Origin of the sequence: Micromonospora sp. DSM 45708 (assembly GCF_039566955.1) — a bacterium.
In the GTDB taxonomy this organism is placed as follows: Bacteria; Actinomycetota; Actinomycetes; order Mycobacteriales; family Micromonosporaceae; genus Micromonospora.
Genome location: NZ_CP154796.1, coordinates 6,225,431 through 6,241,113, shown reverse-complemented (window position 1 = coordinate 6,241,113; position 15,683 = coordinate 6,225,431). Strand labels below are relative to the sequence as shown.

General features: G+C 74.7%; 14 protein-coding genes. 7 read left to right on the top strand and 7 right to left on the bottom strand.

Translation table 11 applies throughout. From position 1 onward, the window contains the following. Nucleotides 1–16: 16 nt before the first annotated feature. Both VKK44_RS27180 and mqnP read left to right on the top strand, forming a co-directional pair. Nucleotides 17–1,477, top strand: a complete 1,461-nt coding sequence (locus tag VKK44_RS27180) for a menaquinone biosynthesis decarboxylase (RefSeq protein WP_343444022.1) — start codon at nucleotides 17–19, stop codon at nucleotides 1,475–1,477. Then, on the top strand, nucleotides 1,474–2,376 hold the full coding sequence (mqnP, locus tag VKK44_RS27175; RefSeq protein WP_343444021.1) for a menaquinone biosynthesis prenyltransferase MqnP: 903 nt from the start codon (nucleotides 1,474–1,476) through the stop codon (nucleotides 2,374–2,376). Before VKK44_RS27180 ends, mqnP begins: the two co-directional genes overlap by 4 nt. A 25-nt stretch (nucleotides 2,377–2,401) precedes the next feature. Here the strand turns inward: mqnP and VKK44_RS27170 are convergent, their stop codons facing one another. Then, nucleotides 2,402–3,367 (bottom strand): terpene synthase family protein, encoded by a 966-nt coding sequence (locus VKK44_RS27170; protein ID WP_343444020.1) that lies wholly within the window; start codon nucleotides 3,365–3,367, stop codon nucleotides 2,402–2,404. Between the two features lie 101 nt (nucleotides 3,368–3,468). Between VKK44_RS27170 and VKK44_RS27165 the strand changes: the two genes are divergently transcribed. After that, nucleotides 3,469–4,113 (top strand): UbiX family flavin prenyltransferase, encoded by a 645-nt coding sequence (locus VKK44_RS27165; RefSeq protein WP_343444019.1) that lies wholly within the window; start codon nucleotides 3,469–3,471, stop codon nucleotides 4,111–4,113. 59 nt (nucleotides 4,114–4,172) lie between these two features. On the opposite strand, the gene VKK44_RS27160 is transcribed toward VKK44_RS27165, so the two are convergent. Then, nucleotides 4,173–4,439, bottom strand: a complete 267-nt coding sequence (locus VKK44_RS27160; protein WP_091565253.1) for a BldC family transcriptional regulator — start codon at nucleotides 4,437–4,439, stop codon at nucleotides 4,173–4,175. A gap of 268 nt (nucleotides 4,440–4,707) precedes the next feature. Between VKK44_RS27160 and VKK44_RS27155 the strand changes: the two genes are divergently transcribed. From VKK44_RS27155 to cds1, 3 genes are all read left to right on the top strand, one after another. Next, complete coding sequence (locus tag VKK44_RS27155) at nucleotides 4,708–5,166, top strand: Lrp/AsnC family transcriptional regulator (RefSeq protein WP_343444018.1); 459 nt, start codon at nucleotides 4,708–4,710, stop codon at nucleotides 5,164–5,166. A gap of 834 nt (nucleotides 5,167–6,000) precedes the next feature. Further along, nucleotides 6,001–6,843: an SDR family NAD(P)-dependent oxidoreductase gene (locus tag VKK44_RS27150; RefSeq protein WP_343444017.1), complete on the top strand. Its 843-nt coding sequence runs from the start codon at nucleotides 6,001–6,003 to the stop codon at nucleotides 6,841–6,843. A gap of 10 nt (nucleotides 6,844–6,853) precedes the next feature. Next, a complete protein-coding gene (gene cds1, locus VKK44_RS27145; RefSeq protein ID WP_343444016.1) occupies nucleotides 6,854–7,945 on the top strand; it encodes an L-cysteine desulfhydrase Cds1 in 1,092 nt (363 codons plus the stop codon). 13 nt (nucleotides 7,946–7,958) lie between these two features. On the opposite strand, the gene VKK44_RS27140 is transcribed toward cds1, so the two are convergent. Further along, the gene (locus VKK44_RS27140) at nucleotides 7,959–8,858 is read right to left on the bottom strand and encodes an SDR family NAD(P)-dependent oxidoreductase (RefSeq protein ID WP_343444015.1); all 900 of its coding nucleotides are present in this window, start codon (nucleotides 8,856–8,858) and stop codon (nucleotides 7,959–7,961) included. Nucleotides 8,859–8,949: 91 nt separating this feature from the next. On the opposite strand from VKK44_RS27140, the gene VKK44_RS27135 reads away from it, so the two are divergent. After that, the gene (locus VKK44_RS27135; protein ID WP_343444014.1) at nucleotides 8,950–9,510 is read left to right on the top strand and encodes a TetR/AcrR family transcriptional regulator; all 561 of its coding nucleotides are present in this window, start codon (nucleotides 8,950–8,952) and stop codon (nucleotides 9,508–9,510) included. A gap of 19 nt (nucleotides 9,511–9,529) precedes the next feature. Here VKK44_RS27135 and VKK44_RS27130 read toward each other — a convergent pair whose 3' ends face one another. The 4 genes from VKK44_RS27130 to VKK44_RS27115 form a co-directional block, all read right to left on the bottom strand. Then, complete coding sequence (locus VKK44_RS27130) at nucleotides 9,530–10,150, bottom strand: putative glycolipid-binding domain-containing protein (RefSeq protein ID WP_343444013.1); 621 nt, start codon at nucleotides 10,148–10,150, stop codon at nucleotides 9,530–9,532. A 109-nt stretch (nucleotides 10,151–10,259) separates the two neighbouring features. Further along, nucleotides 10,260–12,251, bottom strand: a complete 1,992-nt coding sequence (locus VKK44_RS27125) for a DEAD/DEAH box helicase (protein ID WP_458351573.1) — start codon at nucleotides 12,249–12,251, stop codon at nucleotides 10,260–10,262. A 187-nt stretch (nucleotides 12,252–12,438) separates the two neighbouring features. After that, a complete protein-coding gene (locus tag VKK44_RS27120; RefSeq protein ID WP_343444011.1) occupies nucleotides 12,439–13,905 on the bottom strand; it encodes a hypothetical protein in 1,467 nt (488 codons plus the stop codon). 110 nt (nucleotides 13,906–14,015) lie between these two features. Then, nucleotides 14,016–15,683: a C40 family peptidase gene (locus VKK44_RS27115; RefSeq protein WP_343444010.1), complete on the bottom strand. Its 1,668-nt coding sequence runs from the start codon at nucleotides 15,681–15,683 to the stop codon at nucleotides 14,016–14,018.

Below are 15,683 nucleotides of genomic sequence, written 5' to 3'. Positions count from 1 at the left end.
GGGGGAGGATGGAGGCATGGGGCGTGGCTTTCCGTACGACGATCTCAAGGATTTTCTCGCGGCGCTGGAGCGCGCGGGTGAACTGCGGCGGGTGAGCGTCCCGGTCGACCCCACGCTGGAGATCAGCGAGGTGGTCACCCGGACCGTCCGCGCCGGCGGGCCGGCGCTGCTGTTCGAGCGGCCCACCCGGGGCGAGATGCCGGTGGCGGTCAACCTGTTCGGCACCGAGAAGCGGATGGCCATGGCGCTCGGCGTCGAGTCGCTCGACGAGATCGGCGCGCGGATCGGCGAGCTGCTCAAGCCGGAGCTGCCGCAGGGCTTCACCGGCATGATGGGTGGGCTCGGCAAGGTCATGCAGCTCAAGTCCATGCCGCCGAAGAAGGTCCGGACCGCTCCCTGCCAGCAGGTGGTCTACTCCGGTGACGACGTCGACCTGAACCGGCTGCCCGGGTTGCAGGTGTGGCCGGGCGACGGCGGCATCTTCCACAACTTCGGCCTGACCCACACCAAGCACCCGGAGACCGGCAAGCGCAACCTCGGGCTGTACCGGCTCCAGCAGCACGGCCGGAACACGCTCGGCATGCACTGGCAGATCCACAAGAACTCCACCGCGCACCACGCGGTCGCCGAGCGGCTCGGGCAGCGCCTGCCGGTGGCGGTCGCCATCGGCGCCGACCCGGCGGTCGCGTACGCGGCCAGCGCGCCGCTCCCCGCCGACATCGACGAGTACCTGTTCGCCGGCTTCCTGCGCGGCGAGCGCGTCGAGATGGTCGACTGCCTGAGCGTCCCGTTGCAGGTGCCGGCGCACGCCCAGGTCGTGCTGGAGGGGTACCTCGAACCGGGCGAGCGGCTGCCCGAGGGGCCGTTCGGCGACCACACCGGCTTCTACACGCCCGTCGAGCCGTTCCCGGTGCTGCACATCGAAACCATGACCATGCAGCGCGACCCGGTCTACCACTCGATCGTCACGTCCCAGCCGCCGCAGGAGGACCACGGCCTCGGCAAGGCCACCGAGCGGATCTTCGCGCCGCTGCTGCGCTTCCTGATCCCCGACATCGTCGACTACGACCTGCCCGCCGCCGGCGTGTTCCACAACTGCGCGATCGTGTCGATCCGCAAGCGCTACCCGAAGCACGCGCAGAAGGTGATGAACGCGATCTGGGGCGCGCACATGATGTCGCTGACCAAGCTGATCGTTATCGTCGACGAGGACTGCGACGTGCACGACTACAACGAGGTCGCGTTCCGCGCCTTCGGCAACGTCGACTACGCCCGCGACCTGCTCCTCACCGAGGGGCCGGTGGACCACCTGGACCACGCCTCGTACCAGCAGTTCTGGGGCGGCAAGGCCGGCGTGGACGCCACCCGCAAGCTGCCCACCGAGGGCTACACCCGAGGCTGGCCGGAGGAGATGCGCATGTCCCCCGAGGTGACCTCCCTGGTCGACAAGCGCTGGCAGGAGTACGGAATCCGATGACCGTGGTGGCGGAGCGGCCCGGCCGGGTCACGTCCTTCCTCAAGCTCGTCGCGATCGAGCACTCCGTGTTCGCGTTGCCGTTCGCGTACCTGTCGGCGCTGACCGCGATGCAGGTCGACGGCGGGCGGGTCCGCTGGCTCGACCTGCTGCTGATCACGGTGGCGATGGTCGGCGCGCGGACGTTCGCGATGGCCGCCAACCGGATCCTGGACCGGCGGATCGACGCCCGGAACCCGCGTACCGCGAACCGGGAACTGGTCACCGGGGCGGTGAGCGTGCGGACGGCCTGGACCGGCGCGGCCGTCGCGCTGGTGGTCTTCCTGGCCGCCGCCGCGCTGCTCAACCCGCTCTGCCTGATGCTCGCGCCGCTGGCCGTGGTGCCGCTGGTGGTCTACCCGTACGGCAAGCGCTTCACCAACTGGCCGCACGCCATCCTCGCGGTGGCCCAGGCGGTCGGCCCGGTCGGCGCGTGGCTCGCGGTCACCGGCACGCTCCACGGCTCCGGCCCGGCCTGGCTGCTCGGCGCCGCCGTCGGGCTCTGGATCGGCGGCTTCGACCTGATCTACGCCTGCCAGGACTCGGAGATCGACCGGGAGATCGGGGTGCACAGCGTCCCCGCCCGGTACGGCCGGCGCTTCGCGCTGCACGCCTCCACCGCCGCACACGTGGTGACGTTCGCGCTGTTCATCTGGTTCGGCGCGCTGGTCGGCTTCGGCTGGCTGTGGTGGATCGGGCTGGCGCTCACCGCGGTCGCCTTCGCCTACCAGCACCTGGTGGTCAGCCCCACCGACCTGAGCAAGGTCAACCGGGCGTTCTTCACCGCCAACGGGTTCGTCGGGATCGCGTTGTTCGTGCTCGCGCTGCTCGACCTGGTGGTCCGGCTCGGCCTGCGGCCGTGACCTGCCCGAGTCGGCCGCCGGTCGGTCAGGGCGTCGCCGCGACCGGGTAGCGGGTGCTCTCCAGCGTCCAGTCGACGGTGCCGCGCACGGCGGCGGCCACCCCGTCGAGATGGATGGCGACGGCCTCGTCCAGCGCCGGGCCGAACGACGGCACCGCCGCGCGCAGCGTCATGAAGCGGCTCATCTCGGCGCGCCAGTGCGCGGCCACCAGGTCGACCGCGGCCGGCACCGGCACGCCCCGTTCGGCGGCCACCGCGAGCACCAGGTTGTGCCCCCCGCCGGTGGCCCGGTCCCGCTCCAGCGAGGCGATGTCGTTGAACCAGGAGAGCAGGTCGTTGGCGAGGTCCGCGTGGCGGCGCAGCGCCGGATGGTGGTAGACCGCGTCGGGCAGCGGGCGGCCGGCGGCGAACTCGATCAGCGGGTACGACACGTACGCCGCCGAGGTGGCCCGGCGCAACCGCACGTACTCCGCGACGCCGGGCGGGCGGCCGGCCGACGTGGCGGCGGTCTCCCGTGAGACGCCGTCGAGGTGGTCGGCCACGGCGTCGGCGAAGCGCAGCCGCCAGCGTGCCGGCATCCGGCGACGCGGCTCCCGCCAGGCCTGCACGAGCAGCCGGCGCAGCGGACCGGTGAACCCGGGGTGACGGGTCCGGGGCCCCTCGCGGAGCAGCGCGAGCGCGCCGTCGCGCAGCGCGCGGATCTGCGCCGGGACCAGCCCGTCCGGTCCGTCGCAGGCGTCGTCGACCAGGAAGAACCAGGTGAACAGCGCGGCCAGCACCCGCAGGTCGGGCTCGGTGGCGTCCGGGTAGAGCCGGCCGGCGTACCGGGCGAAGCCAGCGCGGGCCAGCCGTCGGCGGGCGCCCGGATCGAGCGGCAGGTCGAGTCGGTCGAGGCGGTCGACCAGCCAGCCCTGCACCTCGTCGGCGTACGGGGAGAACCGGGGCGCGACAGGGCAGGCGGAGCGCAGCGCCCGCAGCACCGCCGCCGTCATCACCGGGCCCTTCCGAGGACGTGGATCGCCGGACGAAAGAATCCCATGGCGCGGGAAGCCCCGTCGACCCGCCGGACATTCGGCCTGGCAGGCTTGACGGCATGCGCGAACCATGGGTGGTGGGCGTCTCCGGTGCCTCCGGGACCCCGTACGCGGCAGCGGTCGTCCGGGGACTGCTCGACGCCGGCGCGGCGGTGGACCTGATCGTGTCCCGAGCCGCCCGGCTGACCGTCCTCGACGAGACCGGCCGGCCCTTCCGGGACGCACACTGGGCCGAAGACCTGGCCGCGTGGCTCGACCGCGACCTCACCGGCGCGGACCTGCGCCACTGGCCCGCCGGTGACCTGGCGGCCGGCCCGAGCAGCGGCTCCTACCGGGTACGCGGCATGGCGGTCGTGCCGGCCAGCACCGCGGCCTGCGCCGGCATCGCGATCGGTCTCTCCAAGGACCTGCTCCAACGCGCCGCCGAGGTGAACCTCAAGGAGCGCCGCCCGGTCGTAGTGGTGCCCCGGGAGACCCCGGTGACCCGCAGCCACCTGGAACACCTCATCGCGCTGCACGACGCCGGCGCCGTGGTGCTGCCGGCCAGTCCGGGCTTCTACGGCGCCGGGGCGTCCGCCTCCGCGCCACAGTTGGTCGACTTCGTGGCCGGGAAGGTGCTCGACGCGCTGGGCGTCGAACACACGCTGTTCCGGCGCTGGTCGGGCACGCTGGCCGCGGACCGCCGACACGTGGACCGGGCCTGACCCGGCCCGCGACCGGCCGGGGCGCGGCCCGCCCCACCGGCCGGACCGCGCCCGCTCGCTCAGTACATGCCGGCGTTCGCCGGTCCGGGGCCGGTCGAAGCGGTCGGGCCCATGTTCCGGGCCTTGCCCATGTCGTCCGCCTCGTCCAGCATGCCCTCCCCCTCAAGCAGGGCCCGCACCTCGGATTCCCGAAACCGGCGATGCCCGCCTGGAGTCCGGATGCTGCCGATCCGGCCGGCCGCTGCCCATCGGGTCACGGTTTTCGGGTCCACCCGAAACAGCGCAGCGACCTCACCCGGTGTCAGCAGGCGATCTCCAGTGTCCACAGCCCCCTCCTCGCGTCGACGAAGCCCCCGGCTGAACACACTGCCCCCGGCCGGTGCGAGCCCAGAGCCGTCATGAGGGACGTATGGCAATTACAGCACCAGGGACCGGGCGTGTCCGCCAAACGCGAAAAACGCACACACTGCGAAGTTAGTAAATGGTACCGGCGTAGAACCTCCATGACCGGACGTTTGTGAATGACGACGTACCGTCATGTTCAACGGGTGCCGTCCGCTCCCGGTCACGGTCCAAGGGATAGGGTCACTCTCCGTGGACACGATCGACCTGGCCCTCGTGGAGCTGCTACGGGGCAACGCCCGCCTGTCGTACGCCGAACTGGCCCGGCAGGTCGGCCTCTCCGCCCCGGCCGTGCACGAGCGGGTCGGCAAACTGGAGTCCGGCGGCGTGATCCGGGCGTACCGGGCCGAGGTCGAGCCGGAGGCGATCGGGCTCGGGGTCACCGCGCTGATCGGCATCATGGAGAACTCCGACGCGGACACCGACGACGTGCTGGAGGCGTTCCGCCAGATCCCCGAGATCGAGTCCTGCTACTTCATGGCCGGCGTCGAATCCTTCCTGCTCAAGGCGCGGGTCGGCACCATCGCCGAGCTGGAACAGTTGATCGTCCGGCTGAACCGCACGCCCGGGGTCGCCTCCACCCGCACCGGCATCGCGCTGTCGACCAAGTGGGAGAACCGCCCCCAGCCGCTCGAACCACCCACTCCCTGACGGCCCACCGCCCGCCGTTCTGCTGCCTACGAAGTTGATGGCACGAACGACTCAGGCTCGTCGGCGGAGCCGCCACAGCAACGGCGACGCCGCCGCGCCCCGCGCCACGCGCTCGCTCCGCGCCCCACGCCCCGCGCTCCGCGCCCCGCGCCCCGCGCCCCGCGCCCCGCGCCCCGCGCCCCGCGCTCCGCGCTCCGCGCTCGCGCCGCGCCCCGCGCTCGCGCCGCGCGCTCGTCGCCCACATTCACGGAAAGAGTGGCTGTTCGAGCCCGAATAGCCACTCTTTCCGTGAAACTGTGCGCGGGCGGGGGTGCGGGGCGCCAGGGCTGCCTGCCGGCCCCCGGGAGTCCACTCGCGGGACCGGGACTCGGATGGCGAGCCTGTGGCGGCCCCAACCACCGGGTCCTGCTCCGCCCGTCGGCATCGATGCTGAACCCCCGAGCCCGACGAGCGTGATCGTCTGCGTGAGCAGCCCGGGTACCGTCACAACGAGACGGCTTGACTCATCTGCGCCGTCAACTTCGTAGGCGGACGCGGGATACCACCGCTACCTCTCTGCTGCCCTGCCTCGCGTTGGCCAGCCCAGCCCAGCCCAGCCCAGCCCAGCCCAGCCCAGCTAAGCCCTCAGCCCCCGGCCCGGTCCCAGCCCACGGCCCGGTCCCAGCCCACGGCCCGGTCCCAGCCCACGGCCCGGTCCCAGCCCACGGCCCGGCCACGGCCCGGCCACGGCCCGGCCACGGCCCGGCCACGGCCCGGCCACGGCCCGGCCACGGCCCGGCCCGGCCTCGGCCAAGGGGCTGGCCCGCGACCGGTGCGGGCGGTTAGCGTGCGGCGATGACGACCTCGGGGCGGGGCGCCGCCGTGGTGACCGGAGCGGCCGGCGGGCTGGGCCGTGCGCTCGCTGCCGCGCTGCACGCCGACGGCTGGCGGGTGCTGCTGACCGACGTCGAGGCGGCGGCGGTGGCCGAAGCCGCGGCGCCGCTGGGCGGCTGGTCCGCTGAACTCGACGTCCGTGACGGGGCTGCCTGCGCGGCGGTCGCCGCCGAGGCGGCCGGCGCGCCGGGTGGGCTCGGGCTGTGGGTCAACAACGCGGGCATCCTGGTCACCGGCCCCTCCTGGGCGCAGGACGCCCAGGTCCGGCAGCGGGTGGTCGAGGTCAACGCGCTCGGCGCGATGAACGGCACGCTGGCCGCCGTGGCGGTGATGCGGGAGCAGGGCCACGGGCACGTGCTCAACGTCGTCTCGCTGGCCGGGCTGATCGCCGCGCCCGGCGAGACGGTGTACGCGGCCAGCAAGCACGCCCTGCTGGCGTTCAGCCTCGGCACGCTGACCGACCTGCGGATGGCCGGCGTCCGAGGCGTACACGTGTCGTGCCTGTGCCCGGACGGGATCTGGACGCCGATGCTGCACGACAAGCTCGACGACCCCGGGGCGCTGGCCTCCTTCACCGGTTCGTTGCTGACGCCGGAGCGGGTGGCCGCGCGGGCGGTCCGGCTGGCCCGCCGGCCGCGCCCGGTGGTGAGCCTGCCGCGCTGGCGCGGCGCGCAGGTCCGGCTGCTCGACGCGTTCCCCCGGCTCGCCCTGGTGCTCACGCCGGTGGTGCGCGCGGCCGGCCGGGCCGGGCAGCGCCGGCAGGCGCGCCGGGTCCGGGCGGATCCGAGCCGGCCTCACTTGTAACGTTGCCGGCGTGACTCATCTCGACCGGTGTGACGAGGTCGGCCGGCACTGGCTCACCGAGGCGATCGCCACGGTCGAGGCGGACGCCAACCGCTCCGCCGACACCCACCTCCTGCCGTTCCCGCTGCCCAAGGCGTGGGGGATCGACCTCTACCTCAAGGACGAGTCGGTGCACCCGACCGGCTCGCTCAAGCACCGGCTGGCCCGCTCGCTGTTCCTCTACGGGCTGTGCAACGGCTGGATCGGCCGGGACACCACGGTGATCGAGGCGTCGTCCGGGTCGACAGCGGTCTCCGAGGCGTACTTCGCGCGGATGCTCGGGCTGCCGTTCATCGCGGTCATGCCGGCCTCCACCTCACCCGAGAAGATCGCCCAGATCGAGTTCCAGGGCGGGCGCTGCCACCTGGTCCAGGACCCGGCCAAGGTGGTGATCGAGGCGCGCTGGTTGGCCGAGGACACCGGCGGTCACTACATGGACCAGTTCACCTACGCCGAGCGGGCCACCGACTGGCGGGGCAACAACAACATCGCCGAGTCGATCTACGCGCAGCTCGCGCTGGAGCGACACCCGGTGCCGGCCTGGATCGTGGTGGGCGCCGGCACCGGCGGCACCAGCGCTACCATCGGCCGGTACGCCCGCTACCGCCGGCTGCCCACCAAGCTGTGCGTGGTGGACCCGGAGAACTCCGCGTTCTACCCGGCCTGGCAGGCCGCCGACTGGTCGGTCCGCACCGGCCGGGGCTCCCGGATCGAGGGCATCGGCCGGCCCAGCGTCGAGCCGTCCTTCCTGCCCAGCGTGGTGGACCGGATGGTCCAGGTGCCGGACGCCGCCTCACTGGCCGCCATGCGCGCCGGCTCGGCGGTGCTCGGCCGCCGGGTGGGCGGCTCCACCGGCACCAACCTCTGGGGCGCGTTCGGGCTGATCGCCGAGATGCGGGCCGCCGGCCGGACCGGCTCGGTGGTGACGCTGATCTGCGACCCGGGCGACCGCTACGTCGACACCTACTACTCCGACCAGTGGGTGGCCGGGCAGGGCCTCGACCTCGCCCCGTACCTCACCGCCGTCGACCGGTTCCTGGACGACGGCACCTGGCCGGCCTGACCGGCGTCGGTCGTCACCGCAGGTCCGGCGGGTACTCGACGGCGGTCCAGGCCCGGGCCCGGTCCCACAGCCGGCCGGCGAGAGCCGGGTCGTCCGCGGGCGCGACGACCGGGTCGAGGTGCACCCGGTCGTCCCACTTCCGGTTGCCGGGGCCGATGAAGACCCCGCCACGCGCTCCGGGATCGGTGGCGGCGAACAGCAGCGGAACCGCCGCGCGTTCGGCCGGGCGACCGATCAGGGCCTGGAGGACCGCCATCGTCGCGCGCAGGGCCGGGTGCCCGATGTCATCGTTCAACTCGGTTTTCGCCAGGCCGGGATGCGCGACCAGGCTCCGCACCGGCCGGCCGGCGCGCCGCAACCGGCGGTCGAGTTCCAGGCCGAAGAGCAGGTTCGCGAGCTTGGACGCCACGTACGCCCGAGAGGGCGAGTAGGACCGTTCGGCGGCCGGGTCGTCGAAGGGCGGTGCCACCCGGAAGAGCCGGTAGAGGCCGGACCCGACGTGCACGACGCGCCCGTCGTCGCGGACCAGGTCGAGCAGGCGACCGGTGAGCGCGAAATGGCCGAGGAAGTTGGTGGCGAACTGCATCTCGATGCCCTGTGGGCTGAGCCGACGGCCCTGGTGGCCACCGATGCCGGCGTTGTTGACCAGCAGGTCGACGGTCCGCCCCTCCTCGTGCAGGCCGGTGGCGAACGCGTCGACCGAGTCCAGGTCGGCGAGGTCGAGCTGCCGCGCCTCCGACCCGGGCAGGACCCGGGCCGCCTTGCCCACGTCGCGGACCGCCGCGATCACCGTCGCGCCGTGCGCCGTCAACTGCCGCGCCACGACCAGGCCGAGCCCACTGCTCGCGCCGGTCACCACCGCCGTGCGGCCGGTCAGGTCCGGTATGTCGGCGAAGGTCCAGCTCACAGCCATGGCCACTCCTCAAGGGATGCATGATCCGATCGGATTATCTATCCGTTCGGGGCCCAGCGTAGCAGGCGAGCGGATGAGTTATCCTTTCGCTGTGTCGACAGGTGGGGGCGGACGGCTGCGGGCGGACTCCGCCCGGGTCCGCGAGCAGATGCTCACCGTGGCCGGGGCCCGGCTGCGCGGCGGCGACCGCGACCTGCCGCTGAACGCGATCGCCAAGGCCGCCGGCGTCGGCGTGGGCACCGCCTACCGGCACTTCCCCAGTCGGCAGGTGCTGATCGAGGCGCTGGCCGCGCAGAGCTTCACCCGGCTGGCGGCGGACGCCCGGGCGAGCGCCGCCGCCGACGATCCCGTCGTCGGGTTCGAGCGGCTGATGTCGACCGGGCTGCGGCTGCTCCGCGAGGAACCGGCGCTGGCGGAGGTGCTGGCCGCCCGTGACGACCTCACCGCCGACGCCGCCGCGCCAGCGGCCGACTTCTTCGACGCGCTCGACCACCTGCTCCACCGGGCGCGGCAGGCCGGCGCCGTCCGGTCCGACATCACGGCCGACGACCTGCGCAGCCTGATGTGCGGCGTGCAACACGCGGTGACGATCAGCGACGCGGACGCCGCCGACCGCTACCTCGGCGTCCTGCTGCGCGGACTACGCGGCTGACCGGCCGGCCCGACGACGGTCAGCGCGGGCCGACCCGCTCCGCGAGCCCGGGATAGCGCACCACGAAGCCCTCCGGATCGACCTCCAGGTCGGCGGTGAACGTGCCACTGGCGTACCGCACCCGGCCCGGACCGAGCGAGGTGTAGACCTGCTCGACGGGGAGCACCGTCAACCCGGGCAACAGCACCCACACCACCGTCACGCTCGTCGCCAGGTCGGCGGGGAGCCGGCCCAGCCCGATCCGGCGGATGGGCAGCGTGTTGGTCAGCGGGGAACCGCCCAGGTCGACGTCGAGCGCGTCGGCCAGCCGGTCCGGGTCGTCCGTACCGGGCAGGCCCGCGGGCGGATGCCCGGCCGCACGCAGCGCCGCGTCCAGGTCACCCTCCTCACCGGTACGCACGCGCCACCCGTCGCCGCCCCGCTCCAGGCGTACGCTCCGCGCCCAGCCGGCGCCGTCCGCGTCGACCTCCAGCCGGCTGGTCGACCAGTCCGGCGCGACCGTCAAGCGGTACCGGCAGGTGTAGGGGATCGGGTCCACGGCCAGCGCCACGCCCTGCGCGGTCAGCCCCTGGCGGTCGTCGAGCACCACGTGCTCGGATCCGGCGGTGTCGGTCCGGGCCCAGAAGAGCGACTTCGGCATGGACCGGACGTTACGCGACCGGTCGGCCACCGGCAGCGGATGCACGAACGCCGCCGCCGAGCGGGTGCTCGACGGCGGCGTTCGAAGGTGCTCTTCGGGAGGCCCCGGATCAGTGGGTACGGGCCGGCGGACGCCCGCCGAAACCACGCCGGTCGTCGCGCGGCCGGTCGTCCCGGCCCCGCGCCTCGGGACGGAACCCGCCCCGACGCTCGGCCGGCCGGACGTCGCCCCGGTCCCCGAAGCGGCGTTCGGTGTTGCCGTCGCGGTCCCCGAAGCGGCGTTCGGTGTTGCCGTCCCGGTCCCCGAAGCGGCGCTCGCCCTGCGGGCGGTCCTCGTGGCGGCGCTCGCCGAAGCCACGACCGCCGGTGGGACGGTCGTCCCGGGCATCCCGGTCGAAGCCACGCCCGCCGGCCGGCCGGTGCCGGTCCCCGAACGGCCGGTCACCGCCGGTACGGTCGCGCTGCGCCCGCTCGCCGAAGCGCCGGTCGTCGGACTGCCGGCCCCCGAAGCGGTCCCCGCGCTCGTCGGACCGCCGCTCGCCGAAGGCCCGGTCGTCGCGGCGCTCGGTCCGGTCACCGCCGAACCGGTCGCCGTAGCCGCGCTCGCCGGTGGGGCGGTCGCCGAAGCGGCGCTCGCTGCTGGGCCGGTCGCCGTAGCCGCGCTCGCCGGTGGGGCGGTCGCCGAAGCGGCGCTCGCCGGTGGGCCGGTCGCCGTAGCCGCGCTCGCCGGTGGGCCGGTCGCCGTAGCCGCGTCCGCCGGTGGGGCGGTCGCCGAAGCGGCGCGGGCCGCGTCCGTCCCGGTCGCCGTAGCCGCGCCCGTCCCGGTCCCCGAAGCGACGGGGGCCGCCGCCGCGGCGGGGCTCCGGCTCCTCGCGGACCGGTACGCCGCTGGGCTCGCGCGCGCCGGTCAGCTCGGCCAGCGCCTCGTCGCCGGCGCGGACCCGAGCCTCGGACGGCTCGACGCCCGCCTTCTCCAGCATGGCCAACGTGGTCCGGCGCTGCTTGGGCAGTACCAGGGTCGCCACCGCGCCGGACTCGCCGGCCCGGGCGGTGCGACCGGCCCGGTGCAGGTAGTCCTTCGGGTCCTTCGGCGGGTCCACGTGCAGCACCAGCGTGACGCCGTCGACGTGGATGCCCCGGGCCGCCACGTCGGTGGCGACCAGCACGTTCATCCGGCCCTCGCGGAACTCGGCAAGCGTCTTGGTGCGCATCCGCTGGGTCTTGCCGCCGTGCAGGCCACCGGCCCGTACGCCGACCGCGGTGAGCTGCTCGACCAGCCGGTCGACGCCGAGCTGCGTACGGGCGAAGACCATGGTGCGTCCCTCGCGGGCGGCGATGGACGCGGTGACCGCGAACTTGTCGTGCGGCGGGATCAGCAACATGTGGTGGTCCATGGTGGACACCGCCGCGGTGGCCGGCGCGGTCGAGTGGGTGACCGGGTCGGTCATGAACCGCTTGACCAGCGAGTCGACGTCGTTGTCCAGAGTGGCCGAGAAGAGCAGCCGCTGGGCGTCCGCAGGCGTCTTCGCCAGCAGCTCCGTGACCTCGGGCAGGAAGCCCATGTCGGCCATCTGGTCGGCCTCGTCCAGCACGGTGACCTCGACGTCGTCGAGCCGGCAGACACCGCGCGTGATCAGGTCGCCGAGCCGCCCCGGCGTGGCCACCACGATCTCCACGCCCCGGCGGAGAGCGTCGATCTGCCGGTCGTACGGCACGCCGCCGACCGCGGTCTTCAGGAAGATGCCCACCGCCTTGCCGAGCGGCACCAGCGCGTCGTTGACCTGCATGGCCAGCTCACGCGTGGGGACCAGGATCAGCGCGCGGGGGTGCAGCGGCCGGGCCCGGTTGCGGTCGGCGAGCCGGGCGATCACCGGCAGGCCGAAGGCGAGCGTCTTGCCGGAGCCGGTCTGGCCCCGGCCGAGCACGTCGCGGCCGGCGAGCGCGTCCGGCACGGTGGCCCGCTGGATCTCGAACGGGGTGGTGATGCCCTGCCGGGCGAGCGCGTCGACCACCTGCGCCGGAAGACCGAGCGAGGCGAAGTCGGGGGCGTCGATGGTCGGGTCGGTGGACGGGGACATGCCGGATTCAGCGAAGGTGGTCAAGAAATGCCTTTCGAGCGGGGCGCATCTTCGCGATGGCCCGCCGCGGCGCCGTCACGCCGCCGAATCGCCCGCAAGATCGCCCATGGGCGCGCAGTCGGGCGCGCCGGGTCAGTGATCCCGACAAGTGTACGGCGCTCCGCCGACACCGCCACCGCATCGCGTGGTCGTAGTGGGCGGGCTCACCCCGTCAGCGCACGAACACGGTGCCGGTCAAGCCGCTCAGCGCGTCGTCGGCCAGGAACACCACGAGCAGGCTGATGGCGATCAGCGCCGTCAACGCGATGGCCAGCACGATGATGACCTTGGTGTTGCTGGCCCGGGTGGTCGGGGTGTCCTCGGCCCAGCCCTGGGCCAGGATGTGCCCGGTCAGCGAACCGGAGTTCTCCGACGGGCTGCCCTGCGGGAACGAGACGGTGGCGAAGCCCGGGCCCTCCGTGCCGCCGTACGCGGTGCCGGCGAGGTCCTGACTGCCGTGCTGCGGGCGTACCGGACGGGTGGCTTCGGGCTGCCGGGCGGAAGCGGCCGGCGGCGGCCAGGTCGGCAGCGCCGGTGCCGGGACGGCCGGGGCCGGTGGCGGCGATGCGGGCGTGGGGGGCCAGACCGGCTGCGGTGCGGGCACGGCCGACCAGGTCGGCTGTGCCCCGGGTGCGCCGGCCATCGCCGGCGGCGGCGGGAACGGGGGCGCGGGCATCGGGCCGGGTGGTGGCGGTGGCGGAGGCACCGCCGGCCCCGGTGGCGGCACGGGTGGCCCGGGCATCGGCGGAACCGGGCCGGGCGGTTTCGGGGACGGCGCGGGCGCGGGGGCCGGTACCGGGGGCGTCGGGCGGAGCGGCGGCTCCGGCTCGGGTACGGGCGGAGCCGGTGACGGGGGCGTCGGGCCCGGCACCGGGGTCGGAGCCGGCTCGGGCTCGGGACCCGACGGGGTCGGCGGCTGCGCCGGCTCCGGCGGCTGGGCGGGCTCCGGCGGCTCCGGGCTGACCGGGCCGGCGCGGTAGACCTTCGAGGCGGCGGGAGCAGCCGCCACCGAGGCGGCGACCTCGTCGGCCGAGACCCGGCTCAGGCCGGGCACCGACGCGCTGGCCCGGGCGGGTGCCGTCTCGGAGTCGGCGCGCGGCGCGGGCGTGGCCCGGCCGGCCGGCTGGTGCAGCACGGCATCGCCGGCCGGGTGATCGTCCCGGCTCGGGTCGGGGGACTCCGTGCGCGGCGCGGGCACCTGGGCGGAGCCGGCGACCCGACCGGCCGGCGGGCCGCCGTCGGCCGGGCCCGTCGCGGCCTCCCCGGTCGGCGTGGGCGCCGGCGTGGGCGCGGCCGGGAGCGGTGCCGGGGGGCCGGCGTCGTCGTCGGTGGGGGCCGGGCGGTCGGCCGCCGCGAAGGCGGACCAGCTGGACGGCGGCGGGACGGTCGCCCCGGGGCGGCGGCGGTCCAGCGGCGGGACGCTCTCCGCCGGGACACCCGCCCGGTACGTGGTGGCGGTGGCCGGCGGAGCGGACCGTTCGCCGCCCGACGGTGGCGGTACGGCCGAGCCGGCCACACTGACCCGGGCCCGCGCGACGGGACCCGGTCCCGGCTGCGCCGGGCGCTGGTCGGCGTCACCGACGGGATCGGGCGTGGATCCCGGTTGGACCGTCTCCGCCGGAACCTCGTGCTCGCCCATCTCCGCCCTCCGCACCCACGCTCGCCCCCGACCGTGGCGCCGGCCGGAAGTGCCTGGATCTCACCGTGCCACATTCCGGCCCGGGAGCACAGTCGGAGCGGGCGGTTGGGTCAGCCGGTGCTGGTCGGGCTGGCGGACTTGCTGCCGACCGTGCTCTCCGTCGGCTTCGCCGTGCTGCTCGACGGCGCGGCGGCGCTCTCGGTCGGCTTCGCCGAGGTCGAGGACGGCGCGACGGTGGCGGTGCGGCTCGGCGTCGGGCTCGGCGTGTCCGACGGGGTGGGCGTCGGGCTGGTGCTCGTCGACGGGGTGGGCGTCGGGCTGGACGTGGTCGGCGTCGGCTTCGGCGTGGCGGACTTCGTCGGCTTCGGTGTCGGCTTCGGCGTGGCGGACTTCGTCGGAGTCGGCTTCGGGGTGGTGCCGGGCTTCGGCGGGTTGGCCGGCACGGTCGGGAGCGGCTTCGGCGTGGCGGGCGCGGGGACGGCGCCGACCACCCGGGTCGCCGCGTAGAGCCGGGACCACCGGACCACCGAGATCTTGACCACGTCGCCGGTCCGCGGCGCCTCGACCATCTTGCCGTTGCCGATGTACATGGCGACGTGGTGGATGCTGGTCCAGCTACCGCCGGAGGCGAAGAAGAGCAGGTCGCCGGGGAGGAGAGTGGTCGGGCTGACGGTGCGGGCGCGGGTCGCGAAGTACTGGTCCCGGGAGACGCGGGGCAGGCCCCGGTAGCCGGCCGACTGGTAGGAGGCGAGCATCAGACCGGAGCAGTCGAACCGGTCCGGCCCTTCCGCCGCCCAGAGGTAGGGGTCGCCGAGCTGGGCCAGGGCGTAGCGCACCGCGGCCAGGGCCCGCGGGTCGGCGACCAGGCCGTTGATGCTCTGGTTGACGACGTACGGGTTGCCGAGCCGCTGCTCGGCGGCGTCCTCCCGGCGCTCGATCTCGAGCAGCTTGGCGGCGTTGTCGCGGCGGAGCTTGAGCAGCGCGGCTTCCTGCTTGTGCAGGTCGGTCTCGACGCGGGTGAACTCCGCGGTCTTCGCGGTGACGCGTCGCTGGACCGAGGCGTGCGCCTCGCGGGCGACCCGCTCGTCGGTGGTGGCGCGCAGCAGCTCGCCGGTCACCGAGGTGGTGGCCCCCTCGGCCTTGTCGCCCCGGGTGATCCGCTGGAGGTCGGAGAACTGGCGCAGGCTGGCGCCGAACTCGCCAGGCGGCAGTGCGGCGTCGGCCTTGACCGCGTCGGCGGCGGCGCTCTTGGCGTTCTCCTGGGCCCGGGCCAGCGCGTCCTGCGCCTCCTTGAGCCGGGCGGCGGCGGCGGTCAGCTCGGTCTGGGCCGCGTCCCGCTCGCCCTTGATCCGCAGGAGGTTGTCGCCGAGCTGGGCGACCAGGCCGTCGACCTGGTTGATCTGCGCGATCAGCGGACCGTCGGCCGGGTTCGTGGCACCCGGCAGCACCGGTGCGCCCCCGGGGACGGTGGCGCCCGGCAGGCCGGGGACGGCCGCGCCGGGCAGACCGGGCACCGCGCCGCCGGGCAGGCCGGGGACGGTGGCGCCGGGGCGGCCGGTGGTGGCGCCCGGCACGGTGGGGAGCTGGAGCGGGCCGGTGACCTGCGGGCGGGAGCCGGTGCTGGGGATGGTGTCGGGCAGCGGTTCGGCCCAGGCCGGGGTGGCGAGCGCCGCAGCCGCGACCGCCCCGAGCAGGGCGGACCAGAGCGCCGGGCGCAGCACCGGTGAGATCACCGGTGCGCGTCGCCGTCGCCTTCGGGCCTTGGTGCTGTCGACCAT